This window comes from Ruegeria sp. CI1 (assembly GCF_056536925.1).
The window spans coordinates 63176-85191 of the sequence record NZ_JBQFQP010000020.1 but is presented as its reverse complement, the minus strand read 5'-3'; the positions used below and the strand labels follow the sequence as shown (position 1 = coordinate 85191).

The following is a 22016-nucleotide window of genomic DNA, read 5'->3' as shown; positions in this document are numbered from 1 at the left end:
CACACAGTGCACTGGGCTATCACCCACCAGCGCCCGAGACCATCATCCCGATGGAACACAGGCCGATCATGCACTAACAATAACATTGGACCCGTCAGATAGGGCTGCTCACGTCGCAGCCAAGAATGCGATATTGTAATCCATGACCGAAGTGAGAGCTTTAGGTTGCTTCGTCATCACATTCCTATTGAAACTGTTTTTGCTGTAATTGAAGTTAAGAAAACCCTAGATGCCACCGCAGCAAAAGACTTCCGAAAAAAAGTCCAAACGTTTAGGGCGCTTAACTACCGTGGCCGACACAGCAACGGGGTCGAAACGGAACTCAAGCATAAGAGTTTTCACTTTTCTCCGCCTTCCTACAATTTGTTCTCAATAAGCTCATCCTTTTTAAGCCTAGAACGATTTTGCGCACATGTTCACACGGACCAATATGGCAATAACGCTTGGAAAAATGACTCAGACTACAGTGACTACCCGACCTACTTTGAATCATTGTGCTGCAGCCTAGACATGGGCGTCTATAGAAACACCGCTTTGCGTGGTAACACGTTCCTAGCCATTGATTCGACAAATAGATCGCAGATCAGAAAGAAAGCATCAGGCGAAGAGTTTTCTGTATCTGAAGCGGCGGCATTGTACATGTTCCTTACTTTTCTTGAGCCAATCCTTGATGGCCGCAAACTTGTCGCGCCCTTCGATCACCGCAGCTATTCAGTTTATCATCCAGAGGTAAGCCAAGGAGTTGAAGTAGACATTGACGAGTTCGCACAAATCTTAGGAGAAATCCACGCTGACAAGGCGTAGGATGGTTGCTCGCACCCATCCTATGGCTCCCCAAACGTCCCCTCAGTGATCAACCCACTCCATTCCGGATCAACCCAGCAAGCGTAGGATGGATGCACGCACCCATCACTCCATCTTGCAGCAAGTAGGCCGGGCTTCAGCCCGGCACCCCTCGAAACACCCACACCTTTTCCAACATCCGCCGATGAATGGCCTCAAAACCCTTCAATCGCTCTGAGGGGAATGGTGGCTGCCGGGCTGAAGCCCGGCCTACGGGGGGTGTTCTTTGTATCACGGCTCTCCGAATGCGCCGTCCGTCACACCGCCGCTCCACTCCGGATCAACCCGGCCTGCGCGGATATCACGATGGATCGACGAATACGGCCAATCGCTCGGGTGCTCCACCAACCCGTGTTTGACGGGGTTGTACCAACAATAGGCCATGTGGTTGCGGTAATCCCGTTCGTCGCGAATGGTATGTTCCCAAAACCTACGCTGCCAAACCGCCCCTTCGCGTTTGTTGGCCCGTAGGCCGGGCTTCAGCCCGGCATATCTGCCGGATGTCACAACGGGTAGATGCGTGAGTTCGGGTGCCGGGCTGAAGCCCGACCTACGGTTTGCCTTGTTCACGCCCATGGTAAACCGCGCCTTGATCGCGCCCCACCGCGTTGAATAATCCGCATCCCCCGGCGGCAAGGTCCACACCGCGTGCAGATGATCGGGCAGCACGACAAAGGCATCGCACCAGAACGGCCGCTCACACCGGGTCACCGAGTAGGCTGCACGCAGATGAGCAATTTCCCGGGTCAACAGATCCGATGACCGGTCACTCAGTGACACGGTAAAGAAATACTTCGCTCCGGGAATACGGACGCGGCGATAGTCGGACATGCCGAAAGATCACCCAAGACCCATTAAAGTTCGGTGAACCGCCCCCTGCTGCCTTAACCCGTATTCCGTCACAAGGAACCGGGTCGGCACGGCCCCGGTGATCCTGGCCAGATCCTGCGTGCTCTGAAAGACGTGGCTGCCCAGTTCCATTTACGACACCGCCGAGCCATCGGCGTCCACGACGCCCGGACCTCAAGACACCCCCGCGAATCACCGCACCATATTTGCGCAACTCCGCCATATCCCTGCCCAAATCTCGGGTTTTCCTGACAGGACACTACTGGGAGTGCTTCGTCATGGCCCTTATCTTTTTCGCCAGCGTCGCCGGGCTTGTCGCCGCCATCGTGCAGGTGTTTGTTTTCGATCTGTCCATCTCGATGGCTGTCGCAACGTATCTGGCCTTTGCTTTCGCCTCGACCCTGATCTTCGGGTTCCGTCACCTGGGGCTTGCGCGGCGGTCGCACAAGAATGGCGGGGACGAGATTCTGGAAGCCGAAAACCGCGATACGGCGGCGGATCGGCTTGTACGATCCGGACAAACGACCTGAAAAAAAACGATACATTTCGAACAAAACCTTGCCAGTCGCCTTTGGCAATGCCATATCCCCATCGCTATCGTTTTTCTATTTCGACCTACTGTCTCCGACCACCGGCGCTCAGTCTATCGATCCAGACGACGCTGCCAGGCTGCCGCAATTCCGTGGGCAGCAACAATCAGGAGATACCGGAATGCCCGCAGGCACCGTAAAATGGTTCAACACCACCAAAGGCTTTGGCTTCATCGCACCCGAAACAGGCGGCAAGGACGTGTTCGTGCACATCTCTGCTGTCGAGCGTTCGGGCCTGACCGGCCTGGCCGACAACCAGAAAGTCACCTACGAGCTGCGCTCGGGTCGTGACGGCCGCGAAAGCGCGGACAATATCGAACTGGCATAAGCCATTGACTGGGCGGGATTAATTCCCGCCCTACGTCCTTACCCAGCCGACGATCTGCCCTTCGCGCAGCGCCCCGGACTGGCGTTTCCTTTCCTTGCCCTTTTCAAAGGCCACCATGGTCGGAATACCGCGGATGCGATAGCGCCCGCCGGTCGACTGGTATTTCTGCGTGTCCAGCTTGACCAGACGCGCCTGTCCGGCCAGCTTGCCCGCGGCCCTGGAAAACTCCGGCCCCATCATCTTGCACGGCCCGCACCACGGCGCCCAGAAATCAACGACCAGCGGCAGATCGTCGTGTTTCGCCGCCTTTTCGAGAATCGCCGGATCGACGTCCACTGCCGCGCCGCTCACCAACCCAGACCCGCATTTCGCGCATTTGGGACCCGCCAAAAGCTTGTCACCAGGTATCCGGTTCAGCTGGCCACAGCTCAAACAGGTCAACGTTGTTTCAGTCATCTCCGGGTCCTTCAATAACCACATTTCCCAGATAGGAACCGGGATGGCCCTGCGCAATCGGCCGCGCTTAACCAAATCTTATGAAGGTCCAGCCAATCATCGAGTCATTTCAAATATCACAAAACTGTCAGGGGGCTTCTGCGCCCGGAAACTATTGCCCAAATTGGTACTGTCATGAGAAAAATCGCCCACCCTCTTTGGCCCGCCCTGTCCAGCCTGACCCTTGCCGGGTTTGCCCATTTGATTTCGCTCCCGCAAGAGCTGGGCGCGCATCCCTGGTGGGCGGACAAGGTGATCTGGATCGGTCTGCCCATCGGTCTTGCGCTGGTCGGGCTGGCCTGGGTTCTGTCCATCCCTCGCAATCTCCAGTTGGTGGGGTTCACGCTGTTTGCCCTGGCCGCGTTTCTGGCGGCACAGGGCGGCAAGACGCAGTTCGCCGCATCCTACGCCGAAGACCTGCTTGCCGGGCAAATCTGGTATTTCGGCTGGGTGGTCACCTGTGCTCTGACGACCGCAGCTTCGGCATCACTTTTCTGTTACACACGCAAGGTGGATTGACCGGCACGGACCTCCCGCCGAAACTGGACCTATTGGTTTTGTTGTTGAAAAGGGGATTGAAATGATTTCGCGCCGCGCTTTTCTTGCTGCTGCAACTGCGGCCGGCGTTCTTCCAGGTCAGGCGAATGCCAAGCAAGCCGTCGAATATGACCCGACGCCACAGATCGTCAGGATCAAGAAACAGTTCCTGCCCGGCCAGTTGCTGATCGTTCCGCGTTCCTTTTACCTTTATTTCGTGACCGAGCCCAAAAAGGCGATCCGATACGGTTGTGGCGTGGGCAAAGCCGGGTTGGAGTTCACCGGAACCGCGACCATCGACGTCAAGAAGGAATGGCCCACCTGGCGCCCCACCCAGGAGATGATCGAGCGCGATCCGGTGGCCTATGGCAGATTTGCAGACAACGACTATGTGCAGCCGGGCGGCACCGACAACCCGCTGGGCGCAAGGGCGCTGTACCTGTTCCAGAACGGGCAGGACACATATTTCCGCATTCACGGCACCAACCAGCCCGAAACCATCGGCCACGCCGTTTCCAACGGCTGTATCCGGATGCTGAACGAACATGTCATGGATCTGTATGAAAGGGTGCCTATCGGAACGGTCGTGACCGTTGTCTGATCCCCGCGCGTCGGAGGCGCGAAGGCCATGATCCGAATCTGGAAAATTGCCTGCCTGCTCTGGCCCGGAGCGGTCTTGGCCGCTTCCGCCTATCAGCCGCCTGACTCTGAGGTCGCGATGGTCAAATCCCGGCTCACACCGCTTCAATATCTATCTTTCGCCGCCGGGTTTGAGTATTGCGGATATCTTGGTTGGAACCAGTTCGGGAATTTGACCTTCACCGTCATTACGCGCGGCGACGAAAGCGGTTGCACGCCCGCAATACCCCGCAGCGGTTTCACCCCGATCGCCTCGTTGCACACGCACGGGGCCTATGACGCCTTTACGCCTGCCGAATTCCCGACCGTGCTGGATCTCGAGGCGGATCGCGACGAAGGCGTCAACGGTTATGTCGCAACGCCGGGTGGTCGTCTTTGGTTCATCGACAGCAATGCCATGGTCACCTATCAGATCTGCGGCCTGGCCTGTCTGCCACAAGACCCCAATTTCCGCGCCGGTGACGATGGCATCATCCGGCAAAGCTATACCCATGACGAGTTGATGCAACTGGAATACACTCACTGACGCCCGTCACGGGGCGGACCAGTCGACACCCTCCGCCTCTTCGATCTTCAGCCGTCCTTCGGGCCAGGGCCGCGTCAGTTTCCCGGCCTGCGCCTCTGTCCCGCTCAGCCACAGCGGAATATCACGAACCTCCAGCAACACCCCCATCCGATGGTGAATCGGGCGGACGTCATCGTTCGGCTCACAGGTGACGATGGCAACCTGATCCACCGCCATGCTGGCCGAGGCCTGCCACCGGTCGGTGATCGCGGCGAAAAACAACAGCCCGCCTTTGGCATCCGATATCCGCCACGCGGTCTTGCGCCGCGCCGGCCCTGTCCATTCATACCAGCCGTCGGCGGGAACCGCCGCGCGGCCGACACCGGAAAACGCCGATTTTTCGAACATGGTTTCCGAGCGCGTGTTGATGATCGTTTCCATCACCGGACGCCCGCGCGCATTGATCCGCCCGACCGGGATCACCCCCCAGCGCATTCGTGTCAGCCCGTCGGGGCCGAACACGACGACCGGTTGTCCGGGCTGAATGTTGCGGCGCGGCGGTTCACTGGCCAGGTCCCCGACCGATGTGTCCAGCCGTTGCGCCACCTGATCGGCGGGTGTGGTCAGAAACAGGCGCCCAGGCATGGCAAATCACTCCGCCGCACCGACGCGGTCCACCAGTGCCAGAACATGCGGCCCCAGGTTTTCGACAATGGCCGCCACGCCCCTGGCATTGGGATGGATGCCGTCGAGCTGCATCATCTGTTGGACTGCCGCCGGATCGTCCGATCCCAGCCCCGCAAAGAAATTCCCGGCCAGCAAGGTGTCATGTTGCCGGGCCAGATCGGGATAGATTGCATCGAACGCGGCCTTGTATTCGGGCCCGTAATTGCCCGGTGCTTCCATCCCGATCAGCAACACCTCAACCTCGGCGCTGTTCGCAACCGTCAGGACATGATCCAGATTGGCCCGCGCCTCGGCCGGATCAATCCCGCGCAACAGGTCATTACCCCCCAACACCACGATCATAGCGTCCACATCGGGCGTCAGTGTCCATTCGACCCGCGCCGCCCCACCCGCCGTGGTGTCGCCGGACACGCCGGCGTTGATCAGACGCACATCCGCCCCGTTCCCGGCCAGCCATTCGCGCATCTGCGGCACGAAGCCCTCCTGCTCGATCAGGCCGAAACCCTGCGTCAGGGAATCCCCCAGCGCCGCGATAACCACCTGTTCGGCAGAGGCGGGCGCGCAGATTGCAACCAGCAGGCCAGCGGTTAAACTCTTGCGCATGAACGATTTGGCTCCATATCCAGTCAGGTACCCAACTCACAGGACCCGCCGATGACCGACCCCGTGCTTATTCTCAAAGATGCCTCTTTGTCGCTGGAAAGCAATGCCGGGCGTGTCGATATCCTGCACGACGTTTCGCTGAGTGTTGAGCGCGGCGAAACGCTTGGCCTTGTCGGTCCTTCGGGTTCGGGCAAGTCATCGCTGCTGATGCTGATGGGCGGGCTGGAACAGGCCACGCACGGGTCCATCACCGCCCTGGGGCAAGACCTGACCCGGCTGGACGAGGACGCGCTTGCCCGTTTCCGCCGCGACAACATGGGGGTGGTGTTCCAGAACTTCCACCTCATCCCCACCATGACCGCGCTGGAAAACGTCGCCACGCCGCTGGAACTGGCAGGCCACCGCGACGCCTTTTCCCGCGCCGAGGCCGAGCTGGACACCGTTGGCCTTTCACACCGGCTCGACCACTACCCCGCGCAACTGTCGGGCGGCGAGCAACAGCGCGTCGCGCTGGCCCGCGCTTCGGCCCCGCGCCCGCAGATCCTTCTGGCGGACGAACCCACCGGCAATCTGGACGAGGCCAACGGCCACGCCATCATCGACCTGCTGTTCGGCCTGCGCGACCGGCATGGGGCGACACTGGTGCTGGTGACCCACAGCCACGAACTTGCGCGCCGCTGCGACCGGGTGGTCCGGCTGCGCGATGGCCGCGTCGATACCGAAACCCGCCGCGAGGCCGCCGAATGAGCCTGCGCCAAGCCGCCCGCATCGCCCGGCGCGAACTGCGCGGCGGATTGCAGGGGTTCCGCGTCTTCCTCGCCTGCCTCGCCCTTGGTGTTGCCGCCATCGCCGCCGTCGGTTCCGTGCGCTCTGCGATCGAGGCCGGGCTGGCCCGCGAAGGCGCCGCACTGCTTGGCGGCGATGCCGAGCTTGAATTCACCTATCGGTTCGCCAGTGAAGACGAGCGCGCCTGGATGACCGGCAAGGCCGATACCCTGTCCGAGGTCGTCGATTTCCGCTCGATGGCGGTGGTCGACCGGGCAGAGGAAACCGACCGGGCGCTGACACAGGTCAAGGCCGTCGACGGGGTGTATCCGCTGGTCGGCACTGCCCGCCTGTCCCCCGACATACCCCTGCCGCAGGCGCTGGCGGGCCGCGACGGGCTGCCCGGCGCGGTCATGCAGCGTGTGCTGATCGACCGTCTGGGCCTGCAGCCGGGCGACACTTTCCGGCTTGGCACGCAGGACTTTGTCCTGATGGCCGCCCTTGTCCACGAACCCGACGGCGCGGCAGACGGGTTCGCTCTTGGCCCGCGCACCCTGGTGCTGACCGACAGTCTTGCCAATTCGGGCCTGTTGCAGCCGGGTACGCTGTTCTCCACCAAATACCGGCTTGACCTGCCCCCCGGCGCTGACCTTGCCGCGACCGCTCGCGAAGCGAAACGCACATTCCGGAACGCCGGCCTGCGCTGGACCGATGCCCGCAATGGCGCCCCCGGCATTGCCGAGTTCGTGTCGCGCCTCGGCGCATTCCTGATCCTCGTGGGCCTGTCCGGCCTTGCGGTCGGCGGTGTTGGTGTTTCTGCCGCCGTCCGCGCCTATCTGACCGGAAAGACCGGCACCATCGCCACCCTGCGCACTCTGGGGGCGGACCGCACCACCATCTTCCAAACCTATTTCCTGCAGATCGGCGCGCTGTCGATCCTCGGCATCCTGATCGGCCTTCTTCTGGGCGGTCTTGCCCCCGTCCTGCTGGCCCCGCTGCTGCAAGCGCAATTGCCGGTACCGGCGGTGTTTTCGCTCTATCCCGAACCGCTGTTCGAAGCCGCGCTTTATGGCCTCATCACCGCCTTCATCTTCACCCTCTGGCCATTGGCCCGCACCGAAGACATCCGGGCCGCCGCCCTGTTCCGCGACGCCCTGTCGGCATCGCGCGCCCTTCCGCGCGTTCGCTACGTGCTGGCGACCGCCCTTGCCCTGGCGCTGCTGGTCGGGCTGGCCGCATCCTTCAACGGCTCGCCCCGCCTCACGCTCTGGACAGCCGCGGGTCTCACCGGTGCCCTGATCCTGCTGGCGGCCTCGGCCTATGGCATCCGCGCCCTCGCCCGCCTCACCCTGCCGGGCGCACGGGGGCGTCCTGCTCTTCGCTGGGCGCTCGCCGCCATTTCCGGCCCACGCGAAGGGGCTGCATCGGTCGTCCTGTCGCTGGGCCTTGGCCTGTCGGTCCTTGCGGCAGTCGGCCAGATCGACGGCAACCTGCGCCGCGCGATCTCGGGCAATCTGCCCGATGTCGCACCCTCCTATTTCTTCGTCGACATCCAGAAAGACCAGATGCCCGGCTTTACCGAACGCCTGTCCAACGATCCGGCGGTCAGCGGCATGGAAAGCGCGCCGATGCTGCGCGGTGTCATCACCCGGATCAACGGAAAACCTGCCCGCGACGTGGCGGGCGATCATTGGGTGCTGAGTGGCGACCGGGGTGTGACCTATTCCGCCGCCCCGCCGCCCAAGGCCCGCCTGACCGCCGGGGAATGGTGGCCTGACGACTATTCCGGCCCCCCGCAGATCAGCTTCGCCACCGAAGAAGCGCAGGAAATGGGCCTTTCCCTCGGCGATACGCTCACCATCAACATCCTGGGCCGCGACATCACCGCCGAAATCACCTCGTTCCGCGAGGTTGATTTCTCGACCGCCGGCATGGGGTTCGTGTTGTCGATGAACCCCGCTGCGCTGGCCGCCGCACCGCACAGCTTCATCGCCACGGTCTATGCCGAGGAGCAGGCCGAGGCCGCCATCCTGCGCGACCTCGCCACGCAGTTCCCCAACATCACCGCCATCCGTGTCCGCGACGCCATCGACCGCGTGTCCGAGGTGCTGGGCGGGCTGGCAACCGCCACATCCTATGGCGCAGGTGTGTCGTTGCTGACCGGGTTTCTGGTGCTGATCGGCGCCGCCGCCGCTGGCGAACCCGCCCGCCGGCACGAGGCGGCGATCCTGAAAACGCTCGGCGCCGCGCGCCGCCGTATCCTGCTCAGCTTCGCCCTGCGCGCCGCACTGCTTGGCGCGGCGGCGGGCCTTGTGGCGCTGGCGGCCGGTTTGCTGGGCGGCTGGGCCGTCGCAACCTACGTTTTCGAGCTGAACTTCACGGTAATCTGGCCCTCTGCCGTCACCATCATCGGCACAGGGATAGGCGTCACCCTCGCAGCAGGGCTGATCTTTGCCTGGCAGCCGCTTTCGGCCCGCCCCGCGCAGGTCCTGCGGGCCAATGATTGACCCAAGGCATGCGGTTCAGCCCGCGCTCAGGCGCTTTGCCGCAGACAGGCCACCGGCTGCAGGATCTTCAGAAGGTCCGTGTTGTCACATACCAGCGCATCCAGCGTGATCTCATCCAGCGAGGCATAAAAGGCTTGCGCCGCATCCCGCAGCGCCAGCCGCAACCGGCAGGCATCTGTCAGTGGACAGGTATTGTCGGCATCGGCAAAACACTCGGCAATCGGCAGGTTGCCTTCGACATCGCGGAATACCTCACCGATCCGGATCTGTTCGGCGGGCCGCCCCAATGACATCCCCCCGTTCCGACCGCGCTGGGTGCTCAGATAACTGAGCTGGCTCAGCTGGTTGATCACCTGGGCCAGATGGTTTTCGGAGATATTGCATACCTCGGCGATCTCGGCTTTCGTGACCAGCCGGTCCTGATGCGCGGCACAATACATCAACAGACGGATGGCGATATTCGTCCTCTTGGTAATGCGCATGTGTTCCTCCTCGAATTTCACGGTGGAACCTTATTGCACGCGTTCCAAAAAAACTGTTTGACATACATCAATTGCTCACATGACAACAAACCCGATGAAAGACCCGTATTTCTTTGGCTATGGCAGCCTCGTCAATCTCGCGACACATGATTTCCCCGATCCGCACCCGGCCACGCTGCGCGGCTGGCGGCGTGCCTGGCGGCACACCGATCTGCGACCGGTGGCCTTTCTCACCGCCATCCCTGCCCCGGACAGCGAAATCGAAGGCATGATCGCCCATGTACCCAAAAACGACTGGGCGGCACTGGACGAACGCGAATGGGCCTATGACCGGGTGCCCGCGACCTGGGCCATCTCGCACCCGCTGAAGGGAGACGTCGAAATCGCCGTCTACGCCGTGCCGGAACACCGCCACACAGCCCCCTCCGACCGCTACCCGATCCTGCTCAGCTATATCGACGTCGTGGTCCAGGGCTATTTGCGCGCCTATGGGCCGGACGGGGCCGACCGGTTCTTCGCCACCACCGACGGGTGGGGCGCACCGATCCTGAATGACCGGGCCGAGCCGCGTTATCCCCGCCATCAGCAACTCCGCCCGGAAGAGACCGAATTCGTCGACGACCGCCTTGGGGCGATCTCGGCAAAAATCGTCCAGACCGCCTGACGAAAAAGGGCGGGTGCCCACGCGCCCCGCCCCTCTTCATCTTTTCAAAAATACTCTCGCCGAAGGCACGCGCCCGTACGGGCGCGTTCACTCAACCGCGGGCGCGGATCACCTGCATCAGCGGCAACAGCGCGGCCATCTCCGGCCCCCGCTCCATGCCGGTGACCGCCTTGCGGAGCGGCATGAACAATCCCTTGCCCTTGCGGCCCGTGGCCTCCTTGACGGCCTTGGTCCACGTACCCCAGGTCTCTCCGTCATACGGGCCTTCGGGCAACAGCGCCATCGCCTCGGCGATGAACCCGCGGTCCTCGTCGTCGATCAGCGGCTCGGCGCCGTCGCGGCACAGCTCCCACCAGCCCTGAAGATCGTTCAGCGTTGTGATGTTCTCGCGCGCCATCAACCAGAACGGCTCGGCCAGATCATCCGGAACGCCTGCTGCCGCCACCGCATCGGCCACGTCCGACAGGGGCAGCATCTGAAGGTACTTGGCGGTCAGCGGGAACAGGTCCTGCACGTCGAACTTGGTCGGCGCGGCGCCGAACCGGGTTACGTCGAACCCGTCGATCAGCTCCGCCATGTCGTTTCGCATTTCAACCGGGTCCGAGGACCCCAGCCGCGCCATCAGGCTCAGCAGCGCCATCGGTTGCACGCCCTGCTCGCGCAGGTCGCGCAGCGCCAGCGTCCCCAGACGTTTCGACAGCGCCTCGCCCTGCGGTCCGGTCAGCAACGAATGATGCGCAAAGCTGGGAGGTGTTCCGCCCAGCGCCTCGATGATCTGGATCTGGGTGGCGGTATTGGTCACGTGGTCGGACCCGCGCACCACGTTCGTCACACCCATTTCGGTGTCATCCACCACCGAGGCCAGCGTGTACAGCACCTGCCCGTCCGCCTTGATCAGCACCGGGTCCGAGACCGAGGCGGCGTCGATCGAGATGTCGCCCAGAATGCCGTCGGTCCATTCGATCCGCTGCTGATCCAGCTTGAACCGCCACACCCCGTCACCACGCTCGGCGCGCAGCGCGTCCTTTTCAGCCTCCGACAGCGCCAGCGCGGCGCGGTCATAGACCGGCGGCTTGCCCATGTTGAGCTGTTTCTTGCGCTTGAGGTCCAGCTCGGTCGGGGTCTCGAACGCCTCGTAGAACCGCCCCATCCCGCGCAGCTTGTCGGCGGCCTCGGCATAGCGGTCCAGCCGCGCGGACTGCCGTTCGACGCGGTCCCACTGCAGGCCCAGCCATTCCAGATCCTGCTTGATGGCGTCGACATATTCTTCTTTCGACCGTTCGGGATCGGTGTCGTCGATGCGCAGGATGAAGGTGCCGCCTGCCTTGCGGGCAATCAGGAAATTCATCAATGCGGTGCGCAGGTTGCCGACGTGGATGTAACCGGTGGGCGACGGGGCGAAACGGGTGGTGGTCATGGGTGTCTCCTGTTGCGCGGCTCTTGTCACATGGGCGGCATTTTGTCCAGCGCGGCTGAACGCGCCTTTTCGGGGCGCGTGCCTCCGGCGGGCGTATTTTTCAAAAGATGAAGCGGGTCAGGTCGGGTCGACCGGCCAATGGGCCGCCAGATCGGTCAACCCCGCCCGGATCAGTTCCGCCAGCACGTCCAGGTCGATATCCGCCAGCTTGTCGACATACAGGCAGGACTTGCCGGTCTTGTGTTTTCCCAGCCGGGCAAGGATCTCGCCGAAATTCGCATATCCCGGCATGATATAGATCGACAGGGCGGATTTGCGCGGCGAAAACCCGGTGGCCAGATAGTCGCCCTCGCGGCCGCTCTTGTAGACATAGTGATACCGGCCATACCCCACGATCGACGGCCCCCACATCACCGGCGCAAAACCGGTGACCCGGCGAAACAACCGGTCCAGTTGTCGCGCATCCCTGGCACGGTCGACAGGGTCCACCGACGCCAGAAACGCCTCGACCGCCTGTCCGGTAGGAACGGTTTTGTTATTTGCCTTCGCCATGTCCCGTTTCTACAGCTTTCTCTGACGCCGCACATCCCCTCTGCGCGCGCGCACACTGCCTTATCCGGCAGCCGCACTAATGCCATTTGTCAAAACACCTGTTGGGAGGCTGATCCATGACCGTGAAACTGACCCGCCGTTCCGCCTTGGGCGCCGCTGCCGCTCTGCCTCTGGCCGCGGCCGCAAGGCCCGCATTGGCCGCTGAAACTGGCGCTTCCGAACCGCCCATCGCCCGGTCCTTCAAGCTGGGCGGGTTTTCGGTCAGCACCCTTCTCGATGGCAGCTTTCCCCGCGACGGCGCCAAGGACGTCTTTGGCGCCAATGTCAGCGACGAGGAATTCGCCCGCGTCTCGGCGGAAAACTTCATTCCCGCAGATGCGGCGCAGTTCTTTTTCACCCCCACCCTGATCGACACCGGATCCGAGCGGGTTCTGTTCGATACCGGCCTGGGCCAGGGCGGCATTCAAAAGGCGCTTGCCGCCGCCGGGACAAGCCCCGACGCCATCGACGTGGTCGTCATCACCCACATGCATCCCGATCACATCGGCGGCCTGATGACGGATGGCGCACCGACCTTTGCCAATGCCCGCTATGTCACCGCCGCAAAGGAATACGACTTCTGGAGCGGGCTGGAAGAAGGCAACCCGGTCCGCGATCTGGTTGCCGGAAACGTCACCCCGCTGGCTGAAAGGATGACCTTTGTCGAAGATGTCGGCGAGGTTGTTTCAGGCGTCACCGCAGTGGCCGCATTCGGCCATACCCCCGGACACACCGTTTACCACATCGAAAGCGGCGACCAGCGTCTGGTGCTGACGGCCGATCTGGCCAATCACTATGTGTGGTCCTTTGCACATCCCGAATGGGAACTCAGCTTTGACGTCGACAAGGCAGCCGCCACGGCCTCGCGCCGAAAGGTTCTGGGCATGCTGGCGGCGGACCGTGTCCCGATGATCGGCTATCACATGCCCTTCCCGGCGGCCGGTTTCGTCGAACCGCGCGGCGACGGGTTCCGGTTTGTCCCGGTCAGCTATCAGATGATGGGCTGAGACAGGTCAATACCCCGGGTCGGGACGCACCCTTGAGCCGTCGGTAAACCGTGACAGGCGGAACGCAGAGGGGTCGACGCAAGGCGTATCGGCGGTCACAAGATCGGCCGTCAGTCGCCCCGCGCCGGGACCGATGCCGAACCCATGCCCGGAAAAGCCGGTGGCGATGAACATCCCCGGCAGACTGTCAACCTGCGAGATCACCGGAATGGCGTCGGGCGTGACATCCATGTATCCCGCCCAGCTTTGCACGATTTCGGCCGAACAAAGCGCCGGAAACGCCCGGCACGCCCTGGCCCAGGCCTTGCGCACGACCCGCCATGTTGGTTCGGGGTCCAGGATGCGACAATGCTCGAACGGGGTCACGTCGGTGGGCAGCCAGGACCGGTTCTGTTGCGCCTCTTCGGCCCAATACCGCGACAACCTGAACTGCAGCGAACTCCAGTCCTGCACAAGCGCGGGCAGATAGCGGTATCCAAGCCGGAAACTGTCCGGCACTATATCGACGATGTTGTCGTGGCCGGATGCGATCGAATACCCGCCATCAGCCCGTTTGCGCATGGCAAAATCGTTGGACCAGAGCGCTGCCTCCGGCAATCCTTCGACCGGAGAGGTTCGCATGGCGGTGTTCAGCACCTTGAGTTGCGGCAGGAAAATATCCGCATTCCCGGCAAACAGCCGTGACCATGCCCCGCCCGCCAGTACGACCTGGCTGCAGGCCACGCGCCCGCGTTCGGTGATGACCCCGGCAACGCGTCCCGCCTCGACATCGACCGAACGAACGGCGCAATTCGCCATTACTGCCGCGCCCCGATCCCGCGCGCCTTCGGCAATCGCCGGCGCGGCCAGTTGCGGTTCGGCACGGCCGTCCTGCGGCATGTGCAGGCCCGCACTGACCTCTCCGTCATGCCCCGGCAACAACGCGGCCAGTTCGGCCCCGCTCACCAGCCGCGCGCCGGTTTGCAACCCTTCGACATGCGAAAGCCAGCACGCCTGACGTTCGTGACCGCGCCGCCCCGAGTCGGCAAAGAGGATCCCGGCCTGCCTGTACCCGGTGGGGCGGCCAAGCCTTTCGTCCAGCCCCTGCCAGATCCTGCGCGCCTCCTGCATCAGGGGAATCTCGCGCGGGTCGCGCATCCCCAACCGCACCCAACCCCAGTTGCGAGAGCTTTGCTCGGCCCCGATCTGCCCCTTTTCGCACAGCAGAACCGATATGCCTCGTTCCGCGAGCTCCAGCGCGGTCGACGTACCGATTATGCCGCCACCTATGACGACAACATCAACCTTTTTTGGAAGGGCCAGGTCGGACTCGAATGAAGTAGGCTTGGGACCGGGCATCAATGGCTCAAATACAGTTGCATCTGTCCCATTGATGTCGCGCTTTGGCGATCGAAGAAAGCGAAATTGACCCGAACGGATTGCTCACTCTGAAACTGTGGCAACCCGGTCATTCAATTGGTCGCAAGGCGTTTCTTGGGTGCGATCTGCGCCCGGCACAGACGTCACCGAACGCAGATTACCTCGACTTCTCGCGCAAAGTTTTTTGAGCTTGGTCCCGATCCGTTGGCAGTTGGATCAGATCGACGCAATCAGCTCAGACCGCCGTCAACAGGGCGTGAATTGCCCCGATAAACGCAGCCACAGCCAGTGAACTGGCCAAAAGGATGCAAAAAATTTCCAAAGCGTTGAGTTTCATGGCAGCCCCAAGGCAACTGGTTTCTGCGCATGCACATAACGGTTTCGTGACTGAAAAAAAGGGGGTCTCTCAGCCCCGCAGATTTTGCGGCGCAAACCTGCCAGTGACGTTGGCATTCCTTTGCCTAATGGCGCCCAAAGACTCTTTTCGGTCACAGGCGCGCATAGCAATCCCGTTGACCTGTGTCTTTGGGGCACCACTCACATGTCACCCCAAAGACGTGCCGATTCCCCCTCGGCTTTAAAGCCCACTACTTGCACTCACGGGGTCGTGGCATCACTCCTCGACCCGCCATTCTTCACCCAACCACAGCGGGCGCCCCCTCTTGCGCGGCTTGTTGTGCGGGTCCCCCAAAACATTGGCAATCGCTTTGTCGATGCCAATTTCGTCGAACTTGCACCCAAAAGAACGCATCAATTTCCATTCCGGCAAGGAATGGAGAGGCTTGTCATAACCATTTAACATCACACCACCAAACACTGGTCCCAAAACACTCGATACCTTCCGGATTTGATCCCGGAATCCAAAAACTTTTCATGCTCTCAGGAATTGAGAAAGGTGGCTAACCCACTCACAATATGTCAATTCCGCCCCAGTTGAGGCCAAATTGAACCTTAATTGTGTCACAAATGTGGCAATTCTAGTACATTTTGGAAACAGTTTGTCCCCGAAGAAAAAACAACCGCGCGGTGGCGATTGTCTTTTCAGTCTACCCGGCACCGCAAAGGCAGCGCCTTTTCACTTCAAATGTCACGGATCGCGGCGAGTTCCCTTGAGCCGCTCAAAGGGGTCGCTGCGCATTTTCTCGGGCAGGTCGTCGGCGGGTTCGAAATCCGGCAGGTACAGCCCCTCGGTCCAGCGCGCGGGCAGAACATCAACGATCCGGCCCGCGAATTTCGACGCCCGGATCAATCGTTGCCTGATTCGGCCCGCCAGGTCGGGGCGCTTGAGTTCCAGCCAATCCATCCCGTGCCCTGCCAACTCGACCACCCGTTCATGTCCCAAAGTCCAGTAAGACACCAGAACCACGACCAGAAACAGGGCAACAAGCAACGGCAACAGCAATGGTTGCCACAGCATGATCAGCGCGACCGTCGCGATGAACACATGCAGCCAGGTCGGCTCATACCGGTTTTCCCGCACGGGAATCGGTCCGATGAAACCGCCCTTCTTCCTGGCCGGTTTCTCGGTTGCAGGCTCCTTCCGGGGCCGCACGGGCTCGGGCGCCGTGATCCAGCCGCTCCGCTCTTCGACCGGTTCAAGCGACTTGCCGCTCAGGATGGCGTTGATCGCTGCATCCGTTCTTTTTTCGTCCAAGCTCCGCTTCGCGCCCCGCATCGAGGCCAGCCTCGGCGCGGTATGAATCGGTTTGTCAAATTCTTCCAACATTGACCCCTCGCATTCCCCCAAATGCTCGGCCAAATCACCGCTACTTCACTGAAGGTGGAAACAATACTCCTGAAATCCGTGAATTGAATCACCCCTCTTGCGGCAATCCTGCCTGCAACCCGACATTTTCGCCGCATAGATGGCAAAATTAAGGCAAAAGAGGGGCCGAATATCGGCTTCAGCTCGGATCGCGCCAGCGATTGACGATGGGATAGCGCCGGTCCAGCCAGAACGACCGCTGGGTCAGACGCGCGCCGGGGGCGGACTGAAAGCGTTTGTATTCACTGATATACAGCAGATGCTCGACCCGCTTGGCCACGTCGCGCTCAAACCCGGCAGCGACGCAATCGGCAATCGAGCCGTCCTGATCCACAAGAATGTCCAGAATCCCATCCAGCACCGGATAATCCGGCAGGCTGTCGCTGTCTTTCTGGTCTTCGCGCAGTTCCGCACTCGGCGGCTTGTCGATGACCGAAGGCCGGATCACCTCGCCCCCAGGCCCCATCATCCAGTCGCGGTGATTGGCATTGCGCCAACGGCAGGTCTCGAACACCCGCGTCTTGTAAAGGTCCTTGATCGGGTTGTAGCCCCCGTTCATGTCGCCATAGATCGTGGCATAGCCCACCGCGATCTCGGATTTGTTGCCGGTGGTCAACAGCATCTCGCCAAACTTGTTCGATATCGCCATCAACAACAGCCCGCGCAGGCGCGACTGGATGTTTTCCTCGGTGATGTCCGGCTGCAGCCCCTCGAACACCGGCGCCAGCGTGCGTGTTACCGCCGCCCGGCTTTCCGAAATCGGGACATGATCGTACCGGACGCCCAGCGCCTTCGCCACCGCCTCGGCATCCTCCAGCGATCCGGGGCTGGTATATTCCGACGGCAGCATGACACAACGCACGTTCCCGGCCCCCAGCGCATCCACCGCGATGGCCGCGACCAGCGCCGAATCCACACCGCCCGACAGGCCCAGAACCGCCTTCTTGAACCCGGTCTTGGCCATGTAGTCGCGCAACGACTGCACCATGGTGCGGTAATCCTGCTCCCATTCGTCGGGCTGCGGCGCGATCTCGCCGGGGACGATACGCCAGCCATCGTCGCCACGCTGCAGATCAAGATGGGTCACCGCCTCGTCAAACACCGGCATCCGCAACGCCAGTTCACCGCCGGGGTTCAGCGCAAAGGTGCCCCCGTCGAACACCTGGTCATCCTGCCCGCCAACCATGTTGAGATAGATCAGCGGCAAACCGGTTTCGACAACCCGCGCCACCATCTGATTGATGCGAAGTTCGGTCTTGTTGCGGAAATAGGGCGACCCGTTCGGGATCAGCAGGAACTCCGCCCCGGTTTCCGCCAGTGTTTCCGCCACATCCTCGTGCCAGGCATCTTCGCAGATCGGGCTGCCGACACGCGTGTTGCCCACCGAATACGGCCCCCCCAAAGGTCCGGCGTCATAAATGCGCACCTCGTCGAAAACGGTCTCGTTTGGCAGGTGATGCTTCAGCGCCCGGCTGGCAATCTTGCCGCCCTTCAGAATCAGATAGGCGTTATACAGCTTGCCTTCCTCAACCCAAGGCCCGCCGATGGCAAGTGCCGGGCCGTCGGCGCATTCCTCGGCCAGGGTCTCGATCATCGCGATCGCGGTGTCATGGAACGCAGGCTTCATCACCAGATCCTGCGTGTTGTATCCGGAAATGAACATCTCGGGCAGGGCTACCAGATCGGCCCCCGCCGCGCGCCCAAGCTCCCAGGCCTGCAAGGCCTTGTCGGCATTGCCTGACAGGTCGCCCACCACCGGGTTGAGCTGCGCCAGAGTGATACGGAAACGGTCGGCCATGACGCCCCCCTGCTCTCATCCATTCAAAGCCATTTACCAGATCGCGCCCCGAGGAAAAGGCCAATGGAGCAAAAGACATTGCCCCGCCCTCCCCGGTATCCTAAGTTTCGGCCTACCGAGCAGCGTATTTTTGATGCAATCAAGGCAAACAGGGGCAGCGATGGTCTCGATCCGCAAAACTATGGCAACGGCGGCATTCGCCGCGCTGGCCGGAACCGCCTGGGCCCAAGATGATCAGATCCTGACCACCGAAGACGAAGTCGGCGGCGTCTATGAGGGCACCTTCAAAGGTGGATTGCAGCACGGCATTGGCACCTATCGCCTGCCCAACGGCTACGAATATACCGGCCAGTGGATCGAGGGCGAGATCGAAGGCAAGGGCACCGCGCGCTTTCCCGACGGCTCTGTCTATGAGGGCGAGTTTGCCAAGGGCAAACCGCACGGGCAGGGCAAGATCGTCTATGCCGACGGCGGCACCTATGAAGGTGAATGGAAGGACGGCGTTTTTGACGGCGCTGGCCTTGCGGTCTTCACCAGCGGCAGCCAGTACAAAGGCGAATTCAGGAATGGCCTGCACCATGGCAAGGGAACGCTGCGTGTCGCCGACAACTACGTCTACGAAGGCGACTGGGTCGATGGCCAGCAGGACGGCAAGGGCAAGTTCACCTATGCCGACGGCTCTGTCTACGAGGGCGACGTGCGCGGCGGCGTCCGGAATGGTACAGGCACGGTCCAGTTTTCCGACGGCGTGTCCTATACCGGCGACTGGTCCAATGGCCAGATGAGCGGGGCCGGAACGCTGTCCTATCCCAACGGCGACGTCTACGAAGGCGCGTTCCGCGACGGCCGCCGCGAAGGCAAGGGCAAGACCATCGGCGCGGATGGCGACGTCTACGAGGGCGACTTTCTGGACGATCAGCGCCACGGGCAGGGCACCTTCGTCGGGACCGACGGCTTCCGCTATACCGGCGACTGGACCAATGGCCAGATCGAAGGCAACGGCCGCATGACCTATCCCGACGGCTCGATCTATGTCGGTGCCTTTCAGGCCGATCTGGCCGAAGGCAAGGGCAAGATCACCTATCCCGACGGGTCCAGCTATGACGGCGACTGGATCGCCGGCGTGATCGAGGGCGACGGCACCACGGTCTATGCCAACGGCATCGTCTACAAGGGCCAGTTCCGCAACGCCCGCAATCACGGCAAGGGCGTGATGACATACCCGGACGGCTATCGCTATGACGGCGACTGGGCCAACGGGCTGCGCCACGGCGAAGGCAAGGCCACCTATCCCGACGGATCGGTTTATACCGGCCAATACGCCAACGGCCAGCGCCACGGTCAGGGCGAGATCGTGATGATGGACGGGTTCCGGTATTCCGGCCAGTGGACCGAAGGCAAGATCACCGGCATCGGCACCGCCACCTATGCCAATGGCGACGTCTACGAGGGCAGCTTCCTGAACGGCAAACGCCAGGGCGAAGGCCGGATGCGTTATTCCGACGGTCAGGAAGAAACCGGCACATGGGAAAACGGCGCGCTGGTCCAGAACGACGAAACCGCACAACCGGCACCCGCCGACGGCGCGACGCAAAGCGACTGACCCGCTTCGCCGCATCTTTCTGGTCGCAAATACCACAGGGAGTTTGAGAGACAGCGTCGCTCAACGAAAATCCAATAGAGCGCGCCGCAGGCGCTCGATTTTCGCACCGTCTCTGCAATCGGTACATTTCGGACAACCCGTGGTCTGAACCATGTACATTTCGGTCATTTTGCCGCTTCCCATTCCCGCACGGGGCTGTATAAACTCCGCCTCATGATCAACCGCGCAGATATCTCCTCCACCGACGTCACCACCCGTGGCGCGATTCTGCGTGGCCTACTGATCCTAATCCGCCTCTGAGCGTGCCACCCGGCGCGCCCGCTCAGAGGAGGACGCCCGCGCGCCAAATGGCTTTAGGACAGACAAGAAAGACACCGACATGACCAACGTGACCGACCAAGACCGCGTCTTGATCTTCGACACCACGCTCCGCGACGGCGAACAAAGCCCCGGCGCCACCATGACCCATGACGAAAAGCTCGAAATCGCCGAATTGCTCGACGAAATGGGCGTGGACATCATCGAAGCCGGGTTTCCCATCGCCTCCGAAGGCGACTTCAAGGCGGTCTCCGAAATCGCCCAGCGCTCGAAAAACAGCCGCATTTGCGGTCTGGCCCGCGCCAATTTCGCCGACATCGACCGCTGCTGGGAGGCGGTGAAACACGCGGAAAAGAACCGCATCCACACCTTTATCGGCACCTCACCGCTGCACCGCGCCATCCCGAACCTGACCCAGGACGAGATGGCCGAAAAGATCCACGAGACCGTCAGCCACGCCCGCAATCTGTGTGAAAACGTGCAATGGTCGCCGATGGACGCAACCCGGACCGAGTGGGACTACCTCTGCCGCGTGATCGAGATTGCGATCAAGGCAGGAGCCACCACAATCAACATTCCCGATACGGTCGGCTATACCGCGCCGATGGAAAGCGCCGATCTGATCAAGCGCCTGATCGAAACCGTGCCCGGTGCAGATGAGGTGGTCTTCGCCACCCATTGCCACAACGATCTGGGCATGGCGACCGCGAATGCCCTGGCTGCCGTTGCAGGCGGCGCGCGCCAGATCGAATGCACTATCAATGGCTTGGGCGAACGCGCCGGAAACACAGCACTCGAAGAGGTGGTGATGGCGCTGAAGACCCGCAACGACATCATGCCCTGGCACACCGGGATCGACACCACCAAGATCATGCATATCTCGCGCCGCGTCGCGACGGTGTCGGGCTTCCCAGTGCAATTCAACAAGGCGATTGTCGGCAAGAATGCCTTTGCCCATGAAAGCGGTATCCACCAGGACGGCATGCTCAAGAACCGCGAAAACTTCGAGATCATGCGTCCCGAGGATATCGGCCTCTCCGGAACGTCCTTGCCGCTCGGCAAACACTCGGGCCGCGCCGCTCTAAAGGACAAGCTGAACAATCTTGGCTACGAGGTTGGGGATAATCAGCTCAAGGACATCTTCGTTCGGTTCAAGGAATTGGCGGACCGCAAGAAAGAGGTATTTGACGATGACCTCATCGCGCTCATGCATTCGGGCGGCGATGCCAGGGATCACCTGCAACTGGTGTCGATGAAGGTCGTCTGCGGCACCGGCGGCCCTGCGGAATCCACCATCGAAATGGAAATCGACGGCAGGGATGTCAGCGCCACCGAACATGGCGACGGGCCTGTTGACGCATCGTTCAAGGCGATCCGCGCGCTTTACCCCAACAAGGCGCACCTGCAGCTTTATCAGGTGCACGCGGTGACCGAAGGAACGGATGCGCAGGCCACCGTTTCCGTGCGCCTGGAAGAGGATGGCATGATCGCTACCGGCCAGTCAGCCAACACCGATACGGTGGTTGCTTCGGCCAAGGCCTATGTCAACGCGCTGAACCGCCTGATCGTGCGCCGGGAAAAGGCCGGGCCGGGCGCAGATACGCGCGAGATCAGCTACAAGGACCTGACCTGATCAATCATGATCAAGAGCGGGCCTTGATCGG

The 22016-nt window shown here is 61.7% G+C and carries 22 protein-coding genes and 1 pseudogene; 12 read left to right on the top strand and 11 right to left on the bottom strand.

Features of this window, described 5'->3' with window-relative positions; all coding sequences use genetic code 11:
* Window positions 1-123: 123 nt before the first annotated feature.
* Window positions 124-804: pseudogene (locus tag ACR0LZ_RS19665) on the top strand (DUF6602 domain-containing protein); the annotation flags it as partial.
* A gap of 270 nt (window positions 805-1074) precedes the next feature.
* On the opposite strand, the gene ACR0LZ_RS19660 reads toward ACR0LZ_RS19665, so the two are convergent.
* Window positions 1075-1674, bottom strand: a complete 600-nt coding sequence (locus tag ACR0LZ_RS19660; RefSeq protein WP_480751820.1) for an REP-associated tyrosine transposase — start codon at window positions 1672-1674, stop codon at window positions 1075-1077.
* 9 nt (window positions 1675-1683) lie between these two features.
* A complete protein-coding gene (locus ACR0LZ_RS19655; protein WP_480751818.1) occupies window positions 1684-1824 on the bottom strand; it encodes a hypothetical protein in 141 nt (46 codons plus the stop codon).
* A 146-nt stretch (window positions 1825-1970) separates the two neighbouring features.
* Here ACR0LZ_RS19655 and ACR0LZ_RS19650 point away from each other — a divergent pair, with 146 nt between their 5' ends.
* Both ACR0LZ_RS19650 and ACR0LZ_RS19645 read left to right on the top strand, forming a co-directional pair.
* Window positions 1971-2222 carry a hypothetical protein gene (locus ACR0LZ_RS19650; RefSeq protein WP_480751817.1) on the top strand — a complete coding sequence of 84 codons (252 nt, stop codon included), beginning with the start codon at window positions 1971-1973 and terminating at the stop codon, window positions 2220-2222.
* 181 nt (window positions 2223-2403) lie between these two features.
* Window positions 2404-2610 carry a cold-shock protein gene (locus ACR0LZ_RS19645; RefSeq protein ID WP_480751815.1) on the top strand — a complete coding sequence of 69 codons (207 nt, stop codon included), beginning with the start codon at window positions 2404-2406 and terminating at the stop codon, window positions 2608-2610.
* Between the two features lie 30 nt (window positions 2611-2640).
* Here the strand turns inward: ACR0LZ_RS19645 and ACR0LZ_RS19640 are convergent, their stop codons facing one another.
* The gene (locus ACR0LZ_RS19640) at window positions 2641-3066 is read right to left on the bottom strand and encodes a thioredoxin domain-containing protein (protein ID WP_480751814.1); all 426 of its coding nucleotides are present in this window, start codon (window positions 3064-3066) and stop codon (window positions 2641-2643) included.
* 174 nt (window positions 3067-3240) lie between these two features.
* Between ACR0LZ_RS19640 and ACR0LZ_RS19635 the strand changes: the two genes are divergently transcribed.
* From ACR0LZ_RS19635 to ACR0LZ_RS19625, 3 genes are all read left to right on the top strand, one after another.
* On the top strand, window positions 3241-3624 hold the full coding sequence (locus ACR0LZ_RS19635) for a hypothetical protein (protein ID WP_480751812.1): 384 nt from the start codon (window positions 3241-3243) through the stop codon (window positions 3622-3624).
* A 61-nt stretch (window positions 3625-3685) separates the two neighbouring features.
* Entirely contained in the window at window positions 3686-4243 is a 558-nt protein-coding gene (locus tag ACR0LZ_RS19630) for a L,D-transpeptidase (protein WP_480751811.1), read from the top strand.
* A gap of 27 nt (window positions 4244-4270) precedes the next feature.
* Window positions 4271-4807, top strand: coding sequence for a DUF4329 domain-containing protein (locus tag ACR0LZ_RS19625; RefSeq protein WP_480751809.1), 537 nt, complete (start codon window positions 4271-4273; stop codon window positions 4805-4807).
* Between the two features lie 6 nt (window positions 4808-4813).
* Here the strand turns inward: ACR0LZ_RS19625 and ACR0LZ_RS19620 are convergent, their stop codons facing one another.
* Window positions 4814-5431 (bottom strand): SOS response-associated peptidase, encoded by a 618-nt coding sequence (locus ACR0LZ_RS19620; RefSeq protein WP_480751808.1) that lies wholly within the window; start codon window positions 5429-5431, stop codon window positions 4814-4816.
* A gap of 6 nt (window positions 5432-5437) precedes the next feature.
* Complete coding sequence (locus tag ACR0LZ_RS19615) at window positions 5438-6076, bottom strand: arylesterase (protein ID WP_480751807.1); 639 nt, start codon at window positions 6074-6076, stop codon at window positions 5438-5440.
* 51 nt (window positions 6077-6127) lie between these two features.
* Here ACR0LZ_RS19615 and ACR0LZ_RS19610 point away from each other — a divergent pair, with 51 nt between their 5' ends.
* Entirely contained in the window at window positions 6128-6823 is a 696-nt protein-coding gene (locus ACR0LZ_RS19610; RefSeq protein WP_480751805.1) for an ABC transporter ATP-binding protein, read from the top strand.
* Complete coding sequence (locus tag ACR0LZ_RS19605; protein ID WP_480751804.1) at window positions 6820-9348, top strand: ABC transporter permease; 2529 nt, start codon at window positions 6820-6822, stop codon at window positions 9346-9348. Before ACR0LZ_RS19610 ends, ACR0LZ_RS19605 begins: the two co-directional genes overlap by 4 nt.
* Before the next feature lie 26 nt (window positions 9349-9374).
* Here the strand turns inward: ACR0LZ_RS19605 and ACR0LZ_RS19600 are convergent, their stop codons facing one another.
* Window positions 9375-9830 carry an RrF2 family transcriptional regulator gene (locus tag ACR0LZ_RS19600; protein WP_480751803.1) on the bottom strand — a complete coding sequence of 152 codons (456 nt, stop codon included), beginning with the start codon at window positions 9828-9830 and terminating at the stop codon, window positions 9375-9377.
* Between the two features lie 94 nt (window positions 9831-9924).
* Here ACR0LZ_RS19600 and ACR0LZ_RS19595 point away from each other — a divergent pair, with 94 nt between their 5' ends.
* Entirely contained in the window at window positions 9925-10494 is a 570-nt protein-coding gene (locus tag ACR0LZ_RS19595; RefSeq protein ID WP_480751802.1) for a gamma-glutamylcyclotransferase family protein, read from the top strand.
* A gap of 91 nt (window positions 10495-10585) precedes the next feature.
* Here ACR0LZ_RS19595 and gltX read toward each other — a convergent pair whose 3' ends face one another.
* Window positions 10586-11911: a glutamate--tRNA ligase gene (gene gltX / locus ACR0LZ_RS19590; RefSeq protein ID WP_480751801.1), complete on the bottom strand. Its 1326-nt coding sequence runs from the start codon at window positions 11909-11911 to the stop codon at window positions 10586-10588.
* A 117-nt stretch (window positions 11912-12028) separates the two neighbouring features.
* On the bottom strand, window positions 12029-12463 hold the full coding sequence (locus tag ACR0LZ_RS19585; protein WP_480751800.1) for a DUF1801 domain-containing protein: 435 nt from the start codon (window positions 12461-12463) through the stop codon (window positions 12029-12031).
* 116 nt (window positions 12464-12579) lie between these two features.
* Here ACR0LZ_RS19585 and ACR0LZ_RS19580 point away from each other — a divergent pair, with 116 nt between their 5' ends.
* Window positions 12580-13509, top strand: coding sequence for an MBL fold metallo-hydrolase (locus ACR0LZ_RS19580; protein ID WP_480751799.1), 930 nt, complete (start codon window positions 12580-12582; stop codon window positions 13507-13509).
* A gap of 6 nt (window positions 13510-13515) precedes the next feature.
* Here the strand turns inward: ACR0LZ_RS19580 and ACR0LZ_RS19575 are convergent, their stop codons facing one another.
* From ACR0LZ_RS19575 to ACR0LZ_RS19565, 3 genes are all read right to left on the bottom strand, one after another.
* Entirely contained in the window at window positions 13516-14847 is a 1332-nt protein-coding gene (locus tag ACR0LZ_RS19575) for an NAD(P)/FAD-dependent oxidoreductase (protein ID WP_480751797.1), read from the bottom strand.
* A gap of 1108 nt (window positions 14848-15955) precedes the next feature.
* Window positions 15956-16594 carry a hypothetical protein gene (locus tag ACR0LZ_RS19570; protein ID WP_480751796.1) on the bottom strand — a complete coding sequence of 213 codons (639 nt, stop codon included), beginning with the start codon at window positions 16592-16594 and terminating at the stop codon, window positions 15956-15958.
* Between the two features lie 178 nt (window positions 16595-16772).
* Window positions 16773-18431 carry an NAD+ synthase gene (locus ACR0LZ_RS19565; RefSeq protein ID WP_480751794.1) on the bottom strand — a complete coding sequence of 553 codons (1659 nt, stop codon included), beginning with the start codon at window positions 18429-18431 and terminating at the stop codon, window positions 16773-16775.
* A gap of 160 nt (window positions 18432-18591) precedes the next feature.
* Between ACR0LZ_RS19565 and ACR0LZ_RS19560 the strand changes: the two genes are divergently transcribed.
* Both ACR0LZ_RS19560 and ACR0LZ_RS19555 read left to right on the top strand, forming a co-directional pair.
* Window positions 18592-20034, top strand: coding sequence for an MORN repeat-containing protein (locus tag ACR0LZ_RS19560; protein ID WP_480751826.1), 1443 nt, complete (start codon window positions 18592-18594; stop codon window positions 20032-20034).
* A gap of 379 nt (window positions 20035-20413) precedes the next feature.
* Complete coding sequence (locus ACR0LZ_RS19555; protein ID WP_480751793.1) at window positions 20414-21985, top strand: 2-isopropylmalate synthase; 1572 nt, start codon at window positions 20414-20416, stop codon at window positions 21983-21985.
* Window positions 21986-22016: the final 31 nt, after the last annotated feature.